This window comes from Nostoc sp. FACHB-892 (assembly GCF_014698795.1).
In the GTDB taxonomy this organism is placed as follows: domain Bacteria; phylum Cyanobacteriota; class Cyanobacteriia; order Cyanobacteriales; family Nostocaceae; genus Nostoc.
Map to the genome: position 1 here is coordinate 39,155 of NZ_JACJTR010000020.1, position 12,276 is coordinate 51,430.

13 protein-coding genes and 1 pseudogene are annotated in these 12,276 nt (G+C 41.4%); 8 read left to right on the forward strand and 6 right to left on the reverse strand.

The features are described from left to right. Positions 1 to 7 precede the first annotated feature (7 nt). On the reverse strand, positions 8 to 244 hold the full coding sequence (locus H6G96_RS23565) for a DUF3134 domain-containing protein (RefSeq protein ID WP_190913996.1): 237 nt from the start codon (positions 242 to 244) through the stop codon (positions 8 to 10). A gap of 241 nt (positions 245 to 485) precedes the next feature. Here H6G96_RS23565 and H6G96_RS23570 point away from each other — a divergent pair, with 241 nt between their 5' ends. From H6G96_RS23570 to mdh, 5 genes are all read left to right on the forward strand, one after another. Then, complete coding sequence (locus tag H6G96_RS23570; RefSeq protein WP_190913998.1) at positions 486 to 1,070, forward strand: PAP/fibrillin family protein; 585 nt, start codon at positions 486 to 488, stop codon at positions 1,068 to 1,070. Between the two features lie 305 nt (positions 1,071 to 1,375). Next, the gene (locus H6G96_RS23575; RefSeq protein ID WP_094332781.1) at positions 1,376 to 1,591 is read left to right on the forward strand and encodes a photosystem I reaction center subunit IV; all 216 of its coding nucleotides are present in this window, start codon (positions 1,376 to 1,378) and stop codon (positions 1,589 to 1,591) included. Positions 1,592 to 1,841: 250 nt separating this feature from the next. Beyond that, entirely contained in the window at positions 1,842 to 2,693 is an 852-nt protein-coding gene (locus H6G96_RS23580; protein WP_190914001.1) for a DNA-formamidopyrimidine glycosylase, read from the forward strand. 114 nt (positions 2,694 to 2,807) lie between these two features. After that, entirely contained in the window at positions 2,808 to 3,023 is a 216-nt protein-coding gene (locus H6G96_RS23585; protein WP_100899786.1) for an NAD(P)H-quinone oxidoreductase subunit O, read from the forward strand. Positions 3,024 to 3,138: 115 nt separating this feature from the next. Next, on the forward strand, positions 3,139 to 4,110 hold the full coding sequence (mdh, locus tag H6G96_RS23590; protein WP_190914003.1) for a malate dehydrogenase: 972 nt from the start codon (positions 3,139 to 3,141) through the stop codon (positions 4,108 to 4,110). A gap of 81 nt (positions 4,111 to 4,191) precedes the next feature. Here mdh and H6G96_RS23595 read toward each other — a convergent pair whose 3' ends face one another. Together H6G96_RS23595 and H6G96_RS23600 are read right to left on the reverse strand one after the other, a co-directional pair. Then, positions 4,192 to 4,581 carry a translation initiation factor gene (locus H6G96_RS23595; protein ID WP_190914005.1) on the reverse strand — a complete coding sequence of 130 codons (390 nt, stop codon included), beginning with the start codon at positions 4,579 to 4,581 and terminating at the stop codon, positions 4,192 to 4,194. A 94-nt stretch (positions 4,582 to 4,675) separates the two neighbouring features. Beyond that, positions 4,676 to 5,158 (reverse strand): hypothetical protein, encoded by a 483-nt coding sequence (locus tag H6G96_RS23600; protein WP_190914007.1) that lies wholly within the window; start codon positions 5,156 to 5,158, stop codon positions 4,676 to 4,678. Between the two features lie 340 nt (positions 5,159 to 5,498). Between H6G96_RS23600 and H6G96_RS23605 the strand changes: the two genes are divergently transcribed. From H6G96_RS23605 to H6G96_RS23615, 3 genes are all read left to right on the forward strand, one after another. Then, positions 5,499 to 6,173 carry a hypothetical protein gene (locus tag H6G96_RS23605; protein ID WP_190914009.1) on the forward strand — a complete coding sequence of 225 codons (675 nt, stop codon included), beginning with the start codon at positions 5,499 to 5,501 and terminating at the stop codon, positions 6,171 to 6,173. A 68-nt stretch (positions 6,174 to 6,241) separates the two neighbouring features. Then, positions 6,242 to 8,119 (forward strand): P-loop NTPase fold protein, encoded by a 1,878-nt coding sequence (locus tag H6G96_RS23610; RefSeq protein ID WP_190914011.1) that lies wholly within the window; start codon positions 6,242 to 6,244, stop codon positions 8,117 to 8,119. Next, entirely contained in the window at positions 8,119 to 9,633 is a 1,515-nt protein-coding gene (locus tag H6G96_RS23615) for a DUF1802 family protein (protein WP_190914013.1), read from the forward strand. Before H6G96_RS23610 ends, H6G96_RS23615 begins: the two co-directional genes overlap by 1 nt. 106 nt (positions 9,634 to 9,739) lie before the next feature. On the opposite strand, the pseudogene H6G96_RS23620 reads toward H6G96_RS23615, so the two are convergent. The 3 genes and pseudogenes from H6G96_RS23620 to H6G96_RS23630 form a co-directional block, all read right to left on the reverse strand. Continuing rightward, positions 9,740 to 10,101: pseudogene (locus H6G96_RS23620) on the reverse strand (aspartyl protease). After that, complete coding sequence (locus H6G96_RS23625; RefSeq protein WP_190914016.1) at positions 10,088 to 10,423, reverse strand: hypothetical protein; 336 nt, start codon at positions 10,421 to 10,423, stop codon at positions 10,088 to 10,090. Before H6G96_RS23625 ends, H6G96_RS23620 begins: the two are co-directional and overlap by 14 nt. A gap of 204 nt (positions 10,424 to 10,627) precedes the next feature. Beyond that, on the reverse strand, positions 10,628 to 12,214 hold the full coding sequence (locus H6G96_RS23630; protein WP_190914018.1) for a glucose-6-phosphate isomerase: 1,587 nt from the start codon (positions 12,212 to 12,214) through the stop codon (positions 10,628 to 10,630). Positions 12,215 to 12,276 lie beyond the last annotated feature (62 nt).

Genomic DNA, 12,276 nt, shown 5'->3' on the forward strand with positions numbered 1-12,276 from the left:
GAAAAGGCTAATCCTCAGCGATTCCTATATCGTCATCATCATCAAGGTCGTAGCCAATTCCATCTTCTACACTCATTAAAGAGTCTATTTCTTCTTCGTCATCTTGAAAATCCGGTTCGTGAACCTCACGCGCGATGATCCTACCGTTGGTTTGCAACCAGTCCAACAAAGAGGACTCTTGCTTTAGGGGGATGACATCGGCTCGCTGATTACGAGGTTCTTCACGTAATGGAGAGTTCAACATATCGAGGAGGACAAGAAAATGTTTACGTAAGTTGACATTTAGAGTCTATCACTTGGCACGGATTTATTTAGTTATCTTTTCAACCCTTTATTTGATAAATCCGCATTCAGATAGAAATTTTTTATTTAATAGGCATATTGCTTAGGTCAAGCAATTATTAGGAATTTTTCTAGCTCTACACATAGGTCATGAATATCTTGTTTATGCTGATGGAAAGGACTGATTTTTGAGGTGACAGGCGATGATGGGAAAAGCGGCTCTTATAGATGCGATCGCTGGTACAAATCGCGGTCTACTGGCGACCCAAGCACAGAAGCAAGGTATCTTAACTGCGATCGCCAATTTAGAAGATTTTAATCCTACACCCCGTCCGGTAGAAGCGAACAATTTGCTAGATGGCAATTGGCGATTACTATACACCACCAGCAACGCTCTTTTAAACTTAGATCGTCTACCTTTGTGCAAACTAGGTCAAATCTATCAATGTATCCGGGTAGATACTGCCAGTGTTTACAACATAGCTGAGATTTATGGCCTACCTTATTTGGAAGGATTAGTCAGCGTTGCTGCTAAATTTGAGCCAGTTTCAGGTCGGCGTGTCCAAGTAAAATTTGAGCGGTCTATTATCGGCTTACAACGTTTAATAGAATACAATTCTCCGGTAACTTTTATCCAACAAATTGAAGCAGGTAGAAAATTTCCGGGAATTGATTTTGCAATCAAGAGTGATAGACAGCAGGGCTGGTTAGATATCACCTATATAGATAACGATCTGCGGATTGGCAGAGGTAACGAGGGAAGCGTGTTCGTATTGAGTAAAACATAAGTTTATGCAAAATTACTGTTGCGAACGAAGGTACGCCATAACGTGTGCCTTGTCAAGTAGGGGATAATACCATTTTTTGGGAGTGAGGAATGGGGAGTAGAGAATGGGGGAGATAAAGGAGGTGAGGGAGAAAGAATAATTAATATTCAATTCCCAATTCCCACTCCCCAGTCCCCAGTCCCTAGCCGCTAATACCCAATTCAGACAAATAACTTAACAAAGGCTCTTGCTGCGACCTTCAGGTTGTAGAGTGAAATCAATTAGCCCTCTAGATTGGCGATTGATAACTAAAAGGGAAAATAATCATGGTTCAACGTGGTTCTAAAGTACGTATTCTCCGCCCTGAATCCTACTGGTTTCAGGATCTAGGAACTGTGGCTTCCATTGACCAAAGCGGTATCAAATACCCAGTAATTGTCCGCTTTGACAAGGTAAATTACTCTGGTATCAATACCAACAACTTTGCTCAGGATGAATTGGTAGAGGTAGAAGCACCAAAGGCTAAACCACCCAAAAAATAGCAGCAAAGCTACAACGGGGTTGTTTGATGCGATGATGAAGGGTAGCCTTAAGTCTGAAGTATGAAGTCTGAAAATTTCAGTTCATTCATTCTTCACCCTAGCCTACCCTAATCTATGAGAGCCGCCCTGCGGGTATTTACGGTTTCTCTTGGGTAATAATACGAGCAATTTATGGCTCTGTAAGTTACTACCCCATCTCTTCTTTCTTAAACCCCCAAGTACATCAGAATTGTCTGCTTAATCACTTTGAATGCCTGAACTGCCTGAAGTTGAAACAGTCCGAAGGGGTCTAAATCAATTGACCCTTAACCAAGAAATTACGGGTGGAGATGTGTTGCTCGATCGCACCATCGCCTACCCGTTTTCTGTTGGTGAGTTTGTTGATGGAATTAAAAAGAATGCCATCGCTACTTGGCATCGTCGCGGTAAATATCTCCTGGCCGAACTCTCTTCCACAGGTTGGCTAGGGGTTCATCTACGAATGACCGGTCAATTACTATGGCTGCATCGAGATGAACCATTACATAAGCACACGCGGGTTAGATTATTCTTTGGGGAACATCAGGAATTACGGTTCGTTGATCAGCGTACTTTTGGGAAAATGTGGTGGGTTCCGCCTGGCGTTGCTGTAGAAAGTATTATGACTGGTTTGGCAACACTGGCAGCAGATCCATTTTCAGCCGAATTCACTGTCGAATATCTAGCTCTCAAACTCCAAAACCGCCGTCGTCCAATTAAGACTGCACTACTTGATCAATCGGTAGTGGCGGGATTAGGTAATATTTATGCCGACGAAGCATTGTTTCAGAGTGGAATTTTACCTGAAACCTTGTGTATAGATTTGCAGCTAAAGCAAATTAAGCGTTTGCGAACAGCCATAATTCAAGTGTTAGAAACCAGCATTGAGGCTGGCGGTACAACTTTTAGTAATTTCTTAAGTGTTCAGGGTGTCAACGGCAATTATGGTGGTGTTGCCTGGGTTTATAACCGCACTGGAGAACCCTGTCGAGTTTGTGACACTCCAATTATGCGGATTAGGTTAGCTGGGCGATCTAGTCACTTTTGCCCACAGTGTCAAACACTACGGGGGGTTAGGAGTTAGGAGTTAGGAGTTAGGAGTTAGGAGTTAGGAGTTGGAAATTGGGAATTTTCACTTCTAATTCTGAAGTCTCTTAAAATGCAGATAAAACAATCTAGAAATTTGAGAGAGGAATTCATGGCAGTTAAAAAGGGAGATATGGTTCGCGCTATCCGCGAGAAACTGGAAAACAGTCTGGAAGCAAAAGCCAGTGATACTCGTTTTCCTCCTTATTTGTTTGACAGCAAGGGTGAAATTGTAGATATCAAAGGTGATTACGCCCTTGTTAAGTTCGGGAAAGTGCCAACGCCAAATGTTTGGTTACGTGTGGATCAACTCGAAGAATTTAAATAATAGGCTCATCCCACCCCTAAAAGGGGATGGGATTTCACATTAACTGTTAACAGTTAACAGTCAACCGTCAACAGTTAACTAAATTCTTGTTGATAAAAATTGCACTTTAATGATTATGTTTTCTTCCCCTAACTCCCCAATTGTGTGTAATTTACCTCGTGTCACCATCGTGGGTGCGGGTAGGGTTGGCAGTACTTTAGCCCAACGGGTTGCGGAGAAAAACCTGGCTGATGTAGTTTTACTAGATATTATTGCGGGAATGCCTCAAGGTTTGGCGCTGGATTTGATGGAAGCCAGGGGAATTGAAATACACAATCGCCAAATTATTGGCACGAACAATTATGCTGATACATCTGGTTCTCAAATTGTGGTAATTACCGCAGGACTTCCCCGTAAACCAGGTATGAGTCGGGATGATTTGCTGAAAACTAATGCCAAGATTGTGGTGGAAGCGGCAAAAAATGCGATCGCTCATTCTCCCAATGCTATTTTTATTGTCGTCACTAATCCGTTGGATGTGATGACTTATTTGGCATGGCAAGCAACAGGTTTACCACGCGATCGCATTATGGGTATGGCTGGCGTTTTAGATTCCGCCCGCTTTGAAACTTTCATTGCCTTAGAATTGGGCGTTTTGCCCGCCGATGTCAAAGCAATGGTATTGGGTAGCCACGGTGATTTAATGGTTCCCTTGTCTCGTTATGCTACCGTTAACGGCATTCCCATGACGGAATTGCTGGATGCGGCCACAATTGAACGCTTGGTAGAAAGAACCCGCAACGGTGGTGCAGAAATTGTGGAATTGATGCAGACGGGTGGTGCTTTTTTTGCTCCGGCATCGGCTACTAGCGTGATGGTAGAATCGATTTTGCTAAATCAGTCGCGGTTGTTGCCTGTGGCGGCGTATCTGCAAGGTGAATACGATTTAGAAGATGTTGTGATTGGTGTTCCCTGTCGGTTGGGATGCGGTGGAATTGAAAGTATTTTGGAATTAAATCTGACCGATCGCGAAAGAGAGGGTTTACATACTTCAGCCCAATCTGTGCGTAAAAGTATTGAGCGATCGCAAGAAATTTTGGCTGAGTAGATCCCCATAAATTAAATCCCCCTTAAAAAAAAGGGGGACTTTGACTCAGTTACCCCTTTTTTAAGGGGGTTAGGTTTCGCCTTAACGGCGGTAATCGTCATCTGCGGGATCGCCGTAGGGATCTTCGCTGGCTGGACGGACGTTACCAAATTCCCCTTGGTCTGCGGGGTCGCCGTAGGGGTCTTCACTGGCTGGACGTACATTACCGTAAGACGCGATATCTCCGGGGTCGCCGTATGGGTCTTGGCTGGCTGGAATAAGGTTGCCGTAAGAGGATATATCTGCGGGGTCGCCGTAGGGGTCTTCACTGGCTGGACGTACATCACCGTAGGAAGATATATCTGCGGGGTCGCCGTAGGGGTCTTCGCTGGCTGGGCGGACATTGCGACCACGGTATTCAGCATCCTCAGATTGATCGCCGTTCCCTCCTAAGAAGAGATCCTTCGCCTTTCGCAAAAAGTCATCTACCATAATCTGTCTCCTGATTTAAATTAGTGTTTCCGACGTGCGCGATCGGCGTTATTCTCCGGGAAACCCGCTTTCTTATTTACACACGCTTCGTTATCTAAAGTGCTGGAGCTGCGGATGAAGTTAGGCCAGTTAGATCGCGACCTGAAGTATTGCCGTTATAGCCTTGGAATTGCCGATATTGTTGTGCTTGAGATTCTGGTACTCGAATTCCTTCTGATGGTGGAGTTACCCAGTGAGCGCGATGTTCAGCATCGCGGTAGTATACACGCCCGTTCTTAGAAAGATAGTACTTACCTTGCGCTCCTTCTTGTGGGGCATTCTTATGTTGGTTGTACATATAGTAAAGTGCCGCAGCTCCCGCCAAAAGTGCTACTTTTTGCCCTGTACCCATTCCCTTCTTAGCTTCGGTTTGGCGATCGCTCACTGTTCTACCAACAACGGTATCATCAACAGGTGGTGGCGTAGCAGTTTTAGAACCACCTCCGCAGCTACTCAGCAGAGGAACCATAAGCAATGCGGAAAGCAGCACTGCAAATAGACGCGAAACTATTTTACGTTCTTTATATATTGTGTTCATCGGATTTCGTCATCACCTGTATTTACTAAAAGCCTTGCTGTTGCAAATACAAAGTTGGAATTCCTGTTATTTCACCTGGAATTGAAAGAACATATACCACTCAATTTACAACTGCACGGCTACAACGTTTCACTATTATGATGATCGATTTTCTCAACTATTCCATCCTGCCTTTGAGAGAAACTGCATTCATCCGAAGGAAATATCTTATTGATTTTTTGATTAATCAATTTAGCCCAAACGCCGAAATATTCAGCAATTTCTCGGTTATTTTTTTGGTGTAAATAAATTAAAAAGATACAGCTACTATGATGATCTTTGCCAAAAAATACACTCAAATATGACATCAAAAAATACAGCCCAGACTAGAACTCGTCTCCTTTTGGCTTTGTGGAATTTGGGAGGAACGCAGCAGGAAGTGAACAAACGTCAACTTCACGACCGAATTGTATCTAAAAGCCAAAAGGTAGCAGATTATCAGGGCATATTCGAAGAATTGCAGAATCAGGGTGCGATCGCAATTTCCAAAAAGGGATACTCTCTGACATTGCCCAAGGGTTTAGAGGTATTGGGTGAGGGTTTGAGAAGTTCTGATTTTAAGTTTGAAGGGACGATTGTCGGGACTTGGGCGGCGAATGCGTTGGTGAAGTGGATTAGTCAGATTGATGTTGCGGTAACTAGTGCAAATGTACCAGTTAATGGGAAGAGTGTATTAGCGGAGCTTTCCAAAGGAATCGCATCTTACGAGGAGTTTAAGTCTGTGGCGTTGGAAGTGTACGACAAGCTAAACCAAAACTACAACCTAGATGATCTTGTGCCAATTTATCGTATCAGGAGAGAAATAGGCGATCGGGTTAGCCGTACAGAGTTCAGTGATTGGTTGCTGGAAATGCAAGAGAAAGACATTTTACAACTTCAAGGTGGAAGTTTACCAGACAACGACCTAAGCAAACTGGAAGATTCCGTAACTACTGAAGTAAGTGGACTGCGTTGCTATGCCAAACGTTTAAACTAGTCCACCAATTTTTGAAGTTTTTGGTAATTCTCTGCTAGACCTCATACACAACTATTTTTCATAAATCCATGTCTAAGTTTAATGATTTAATTAATGCAATTAACAACCATAACCCATTTAAAGGTCGCTTAGTAGTTAAAGATCATAATGTTTGGGGACAAGGTTTTCCTGATGAGCCATCTTTAAATGCTCATGTTTCCAATGCTGTTTATCAGGCAATTGAGGAAGTTCGTAGTGAACAGCAAAAAGTCATCGGTATTACTATGACAGCAGAAAGGGGGTTAGGAAAAAGCCACGTTATCAGCAGAATTCGCCATCGATTACAGGTTGATGGTAGTGCTTTATTCGTTTATATGAGTCAATGTAATAACCTAAACCGGATTAAAGCAGAGTTTTTAAATACTCTTGCAAATAGTCTTAAACAAAGAGGTAGTAAAGGTGTTAGTCAATGGCAGGAATTAGCAACAGCTTTAATTAATGAAGCTTTCAAGAAAAACTATACATCTCAACAGCTAATAAATCAATTTTCTGGAGCATTAGCTAAAAATCCCAAGGTAGTTGAAGTTTTGCGAGATAAGGTACTTAGTATTAAGCCTGATATCCAAAATCCGGATATTCTTACGGCAATTATATGGACACTTTCTCCTGATCCAGCTTATGAAATATTTGCTATTCGATGGCTAGCTGGTGGTAACTTGCCACAGACAAAAGCTGATGCAATGGGTTTAGCCAATATAAGTGCAAATGACCAAGAAGCTGAATCTTTCAATACAGTACGGCAAATTCTTGATTTGATTAGCGATTATAAACCAATAGTCGTTTGTTTTGATGAAATGGAAAGCGACCACTGTAATGAAATAGGATACACTGCACGACAAGTTACGGCTATTTTAGCTAAAGACTTATCTGACAAAATTAAACGAGGCGTTTTGCTAACATCAATTTTCCCCGATCATTGGATTCATGAGGTTAAAAAATTATCAAATGCTGACTCAGTCGTAGATAGAATTGCTGAACAATTGATTGATTTAAAGTATCTGAATTCTGATGATGTTGTTACTTTGGTTTCTCGATGGCTTGAAGAGTTTTATCAAGAAAAAGGATTAATACCTCCTTATACTCTTTATCCATTTGATGAAGAAAAGCTGAGAGCATTAGGCAAGGAAAAACCAATTGTTAGAAAAGTATTAAAATGGTGTTCAGAAAATTTTAAATCAGGTATTGAGGTAATAGAGCCAGTAGAACATCCAGTAGAACCTGCTTATAAACAACAAATAGCTGCTTTAGAAACTACTATACAAGATTACATGGAGGATAAAGCTACTCTTGCTCAAGCATTACGATTAGGATTTAATTCTATCAAAGGAGAAGTGTTAGAAAATGTTCAGGTTTTAGATATAGTTGATGTTCAAGTTAAAGCTGTAGATAGAGGCTACATTGACTTTAAAATTGTTGGTAAGGAAAAAGGTAAAGATGTCAAAATTGCCGTAGCAGTTCTGCAAGAATCTGGAGGCTTATTCGTCCAAGCTACATTGAAAAGGTTAATTCGCTACAAAGATTTTGATTTAACTCGTGGTTGTTTAGTTCGCTCTAAGCAAATTAATAAAGGTGCTACTAAAGCACAAGAACATTTAAAGACGCTTTTATCAAAGGAATTAGGCGGTGAATGGGTTTTATTAAAACCTGAAGATATAAAACCACTATTAGCATTGCATTTCGTGATGAAAGGTCGTGAAGATGATGAGTTAAGCGAAGAGCAAATTATTGATTTTATTCACACAAAACGGATAGCAATTGATAATTATCTTATCCGTGAAATTCTCAGCGATCCATCAGGACAAGTTCCTAAAGATGCAATTGATGAAGAAAATGAGAGTAGTAATATGACCTTAATAGAGGTTAAAGATGTAGTAAGTGTTGCTTCAGATGATTTATTCCAAGAATAATGATGAATACAGCATTACGTTTACCAGCACCAGAAATTGAGGCATTGTTGCAAGGGAGAATAATTGCAGTAATGCCTAATAAATTTATTACTCCGGGGCGAGAATTTGCCCTTTGCCCAGCATATACATCAATTAATTTACTACCAGTTGAGCAGTATTATTGCTCAAGTTTCTTATCTATTGCCCAAAGTACATTTGCACAACTCAATAGTCAGGGCGTTTTAATGCAACCTCAGCAAATGAGTTTACTTCCAGAAGAGGAACAGTTAAAACTACCCCTTTTAGCGTATGAAACAGTCTTACTTAAAGCTTGGGCTAAGTGTGAACTGTGCCAGATTATAAACAATGCTGGATCTTTGGCTGCTTTATCACAGCTAACTATTTGGACAACAGAAGCTTTAAAGGAAATACTAAGGCAAAAGCAAAATATTTTTTTGGCATATTTGCGAGTATATCAGTTACCTAAATCAATTGAAGTCCCGATAAAATCAAATAGCCAGTTTGTTGCATTACCGCAACCTGTGAATCTTTCTGAAGCCAACCCAGTATTAAACGATCGCACCTTCGCCCAACGCAAACACCAATTAGAAAAGCTAGAACCCCCACTGCATCATGAATTGGAAGAATTGCAGGGAGCGATCGCATCCCTAACCATTAGCCAACCAGCAGCTAAACAATTAGACGACGATATCAAAGTATTTTTGGGTTGGTGTAGCAACAAGCTAATTAAGCAACCCGATCCAGATTTAGCTTGGATAAATGATATTGCAAAATTGGGCGATCGCAGCATCGAACAAGACGAGGGTAAAAGCAACTATCAAGCTGGTACAGATTTTGAAAGCATCGCACGCCGTAGCCTTGATTTTTTAGGATTCAAAGTTGAAGAAAACTACAAAGGCGGTGCAGGTGGCTTAGACTTATTTTGCTCACAACCTTATCCTCTTGTTTGCGAATGCAAAGCAGGTAAAAGCATTCCTGATCGTGCAGTAGAAGAATTAGATAGGATTGGTAGAAGGCATTTAAGAGAAAATTATCTTCAAGCTGTAAGGTTAATTATTGGCCCAGGTAAACCAACTAAAAATTTGAAAGAATCTGCTGAAATATCGAAAATCAGTATTATAAATGTAATGACTTTACAAAAGCTCGTTGAATTCAAAGCAAAATATCCAGGTGCTATTAATTTAATGGAATTACAGCAATATTTAGAACCTGGGCAAATTGACTATAAAATTAATGAATATATTGATAAAGCTGAGAGAGAGATTAAGTTGCGATCGCATATTATCCAGCTTGTCAAAAATCATCTAGAAAAAACAGGTGATGTAAATGTTGGAGTGGATGCCCTTCACATAGCATACATTTATGGCAGTCCACCTGAGTCTTTGAAAAATAAAGAACTTTACGAAATTCTGATTGAGCTTTCCTCACCTTTAACAGGCTATTTAGGACGAATAAAAGGCAGTGATTGGAATAGCGATCGCTTTTACTTTCTCCGCGATTTACCTATTAACTAATATAGTACAATATATCTCTTTTCTCACCTTCGCGCTCTTTGCGTTCTTTGCGGTTCGTTTCAAAATAAATCAAGTAAGTAAGCGTAGCCAATCGTAGGCATCGCAGTTATCCCAAAGTTAATATACCAGCCTGGTAATTCACCACCAACGGCAGAATTTTTAGCCACTCTGAACTAACAGAAATTATGTAATTTCATCGCCTGCATAAACAGGGATTTGATACTCTTGTTCGTTTAATATCAACTTGCCTAAATATATTTTAAACAAGGTTTCTCGCTGTGCAGTTCGCAAAGTTTCCTTACCAATATAAAACCAGTCTAGACTATCTAAATCTTGTTTGTTAATAGCTAGAAAACCTGTGAAACCAGTATCTAGCATGGCATCCACAGGCAAATTTAATCCATCATCAGTTATTAAATCAATTGCAAAAGATAGTTGACCCTTTTCCCCAAATTTACCCTGAATCATATTGTGCCAGTGTGCCAGTGGTTCCTGTTTCATTAAAACAAAAAACACAGTGGTCAGTATTTGGGTATTTTTCAAGCGCTTTTTTATGAGCTTGCATTTTATCTGCATCAATCAAGTAATCACCACTATTTGGCTCTACAGCAATATACCAGCCGTAGTGTTCCTTAATCAAATCTGGACGTACACGCTCAAAAATTTCCCGACAACGGCGATAAAATACCTCATCTTCAGCTTTGCGTCTAGCAAGTTCTTTTGGTGGTAAAGTACGTTCTGGAAAGATTCTGCCTCGACGTGCAGGTTGTTTTGCTGTTGATTCAGTCATAGTAATTACCCCTATTTGTTAATACTGCCTGAACTTTATGTTAGGGCAAGCAATTAGTTCCTCTGTCCTTCAATTGCGAATTACGAATTATACAGTGAAGCATCCTAGACTGAAGATATATCTTCTATCTAGGATGCTTCACAATAAAAAATTGTTGCTGATACAACAATTAATGAACAAAATGTGATGTTTAGACTAGAGCTATCAGCTAGTAGAAACGGTTAAACTGCCGGGTTTCTGAAGATCACCTTGCAAAACCACACCTCGATGATTGGCATGGATATGACGCAAAATCTTGTAAATTGCCTCAACTTGCTCTGATGCGCCTGCTTTCTCGGCGAGTTCATCAAGAGAAATAGGAGCTTTTTCTTTTTGCAGCACTGCTACCACTCGTGTTTGCAAATCGAGAATGGAGGCGGCTGCTTTTTTGCCAGCTTCTACACCTGGTTGATGGTAGGCGTTGACGTTGACTAAGCTAGCGTATAAACCAACAGCGCGTTCATACAAAGCAATTAATGCCCCTACAGTTCGGGGGTTAACTTGGGGAATGGTGACTGTAATTGAATCGCGGTGATTTTCATAAAGCGCTTGTCGGGTTCCTTGAAGAAAACCTGATAGATAATCGCCTGATGTAACTCCTGGATCTATTTCAGTGGATGGGCCGTGACGATCTTCCAACACTTCGATGAAGGTAGCAAAGAAATTCGCTACACCCTCACGCAACTGCTGGACGTAAGCGTGTTGATCTGTTGAGCCTTTGTTGCCATAAACGGCAATTCCTTGATGGACAACGTTACCATCTAAGTCTTTTTCCTTGCCCAGGGATTCCATCACCAGCTGTTGCAAATAGCGGCTGAATAAAAATAAGCTGTCCTTGTAAGGTAAGACAACCATATCTTTTTCGCCCTTTCCGTTACCAGCAAAGTACCAAGACAAAGCAAGTAAAGCTGCTGGGTTATTTTTCACATCTGAGACGCGGGTAGCGTCATCCATTTCTTTTGCGCCATCTAGCATGGCACGAACATCAATGCCCTGCAATGCGGCTGGTACTAGCCCCACAGCAGACATTTCTGAGGTGCGTCCTCCTACCCAGTCATACATAGGAAATCTAGCCAGCCAACCTTCGTCTTTGGCCAGTTTATCGAGGTTGCTGTCAACGCTGGTAATTGCTACCGCATATTGAGCAAATTCTAAATTGTGTCCGGCGTAAGCTTTTTTAACTTCAATCATGCCGTTACGAGGTTCCGGCGTTCCTCCAGATTTGGAGATTACCAAAACCAAAGTGCTGGCAAGGCTATTTCGTAAATGATTGATAACGCGATCAATACCTGCCGGATCGTTGTTATCGATAAAGTGAATTTTCAGGGGCGGGAAATCAGGAGCGAGAGCTTCCGCGACGAATTGGGGACCGAGGGCGGAACCACCAATGCCAATGGAGATAATATCCGTGAAGCGGCTTGCTCTGGGAGGATGAATAGCACCTGTTTGGACTTTTTCCGCAAAAGCTTCGATTTGTTCTAGGGTTTGGACAATTTCTTGTGTAAGTTCTGGAGTTGGCGCTAAATCAGGATTTCGCAGCCAGTAGTGTCCAACCATGCGATTCTCGTCAGGATTTGCGATCGCACCCTTCTCCAGTTGAGCCATATCCGCAAACGCCTTGTCAAACTTCGGCTGCAACGATTCCACAAAGGCATCATCGAACCGGATTCGACTCACATCTAAGTACAGTCCCAATCCCTCGTGGAAATATAACCAGTTTTGGTATCGTTGCCAAAGTGCCCTAGCATCCATAGGGAAATCTCAAATAAAGTGTTTTTCAAAAACCAGTTTAATGGAAGGTTATAGCGATCCCT

What these genes read in the sequence shown, in the direction of transcription:
- H6G96_RS23565 (WP_190913996.1), bottom strand. Translation starts at nt 244, where the DNA reads ATGTTGAACTCTCCATTACGTGAAGAACCTCGTAATCAGCGAGCCGAT.
- H6G96_RS23570 (WP_190913998.1), top strand. Translation starts at nt 486, where the DNA reads ATGATGGGAAAAGCGGCTCTTATAGATGCGATCGCTGGTACAAATCGC.
- H6G96_RS23575 (WP_094332781.1), top strand. Translation starts at nt 1,376, where the DNA reads ATGGTTCAACGTGGTTCTAAAGTACGTATTCTCCGCCCTGAATCCTAC.
- H6G96_RS23580 (WP_190914001.1), top strand. Translation starts at nt 1,842, where the DNA reads ATGCCTGAACTGCCTGAAGTTGAAACAGTCCGAAGGGGTCTAAATCAA.
- H6G96_RS23585 (WP_100899786.1), top strand. Translation starts at nt 2,808, where the DNA reads ATGGCAGTTAAAAAGGGAGATATGGTTCGCGCTATCCGCGAGAAACTG.
- mdh (WP_190914003.1), top strand. Translation starts at nt 3,139, where the DNA reads ATGTTTTCTTCCCCTAACTCCCCAATTGTGTGTAATTTACCTCGTGTC.
- H6G96_RS23595 (WP_190914005.1), bottom strand. Translation starts at nt 4,581, where the DNA reads ATGGTAGATGACTTTTTGCGAAAGGCGAAGGATCTCTTCTTAGGAGGG.
- H6G96_RS23600 (WP_190914007.1), bottom strand. Translation starts at nt 5,158, where the DNA reads ATGAACACAATATATAAAGAACGTAAAATAGTTTCGCGTCTATTTGCA.
- H6G96_RS23605 (WP_190914009.1), top strand. Translation starts at nt 5,499, where the DNA reads ATGACATCAAAAAATACAGCCCAGACTAGAACTCGTCTCCTTTTGGCT.
- H6G96_RS23610 (WP_190914011.1), top strand. Translation starts at nt 6,242, where the DNA reads ATGTCTAAGTTTAATGATTTAATTAATGCAATTAACAACCATAACCCA.
- H6G96_RS23615 (WP_190914013.1), top strand. Translation starts at nt 8,119, where the DNA reads ATGATGAATACAGCATTACGTTTACCAGCACCAGAAATTGAGGCATTG.
- H6G96_RS23625 (WP_190914016.1), bottom strand. Translation starts at nt 10,423, where the DNA reads ATGACTGAATCAACAGCAAAACAACCTGCACGTCGAGGCAGAATCTTT.
- H6G96_RS23630 (WP_190914018.1), bottom strand. Translation starts at nt 12,214, where the DNA reads ATGGATGCTAGGGCACTTTGGCAACGATACCAAAACTGGTTATATTTC.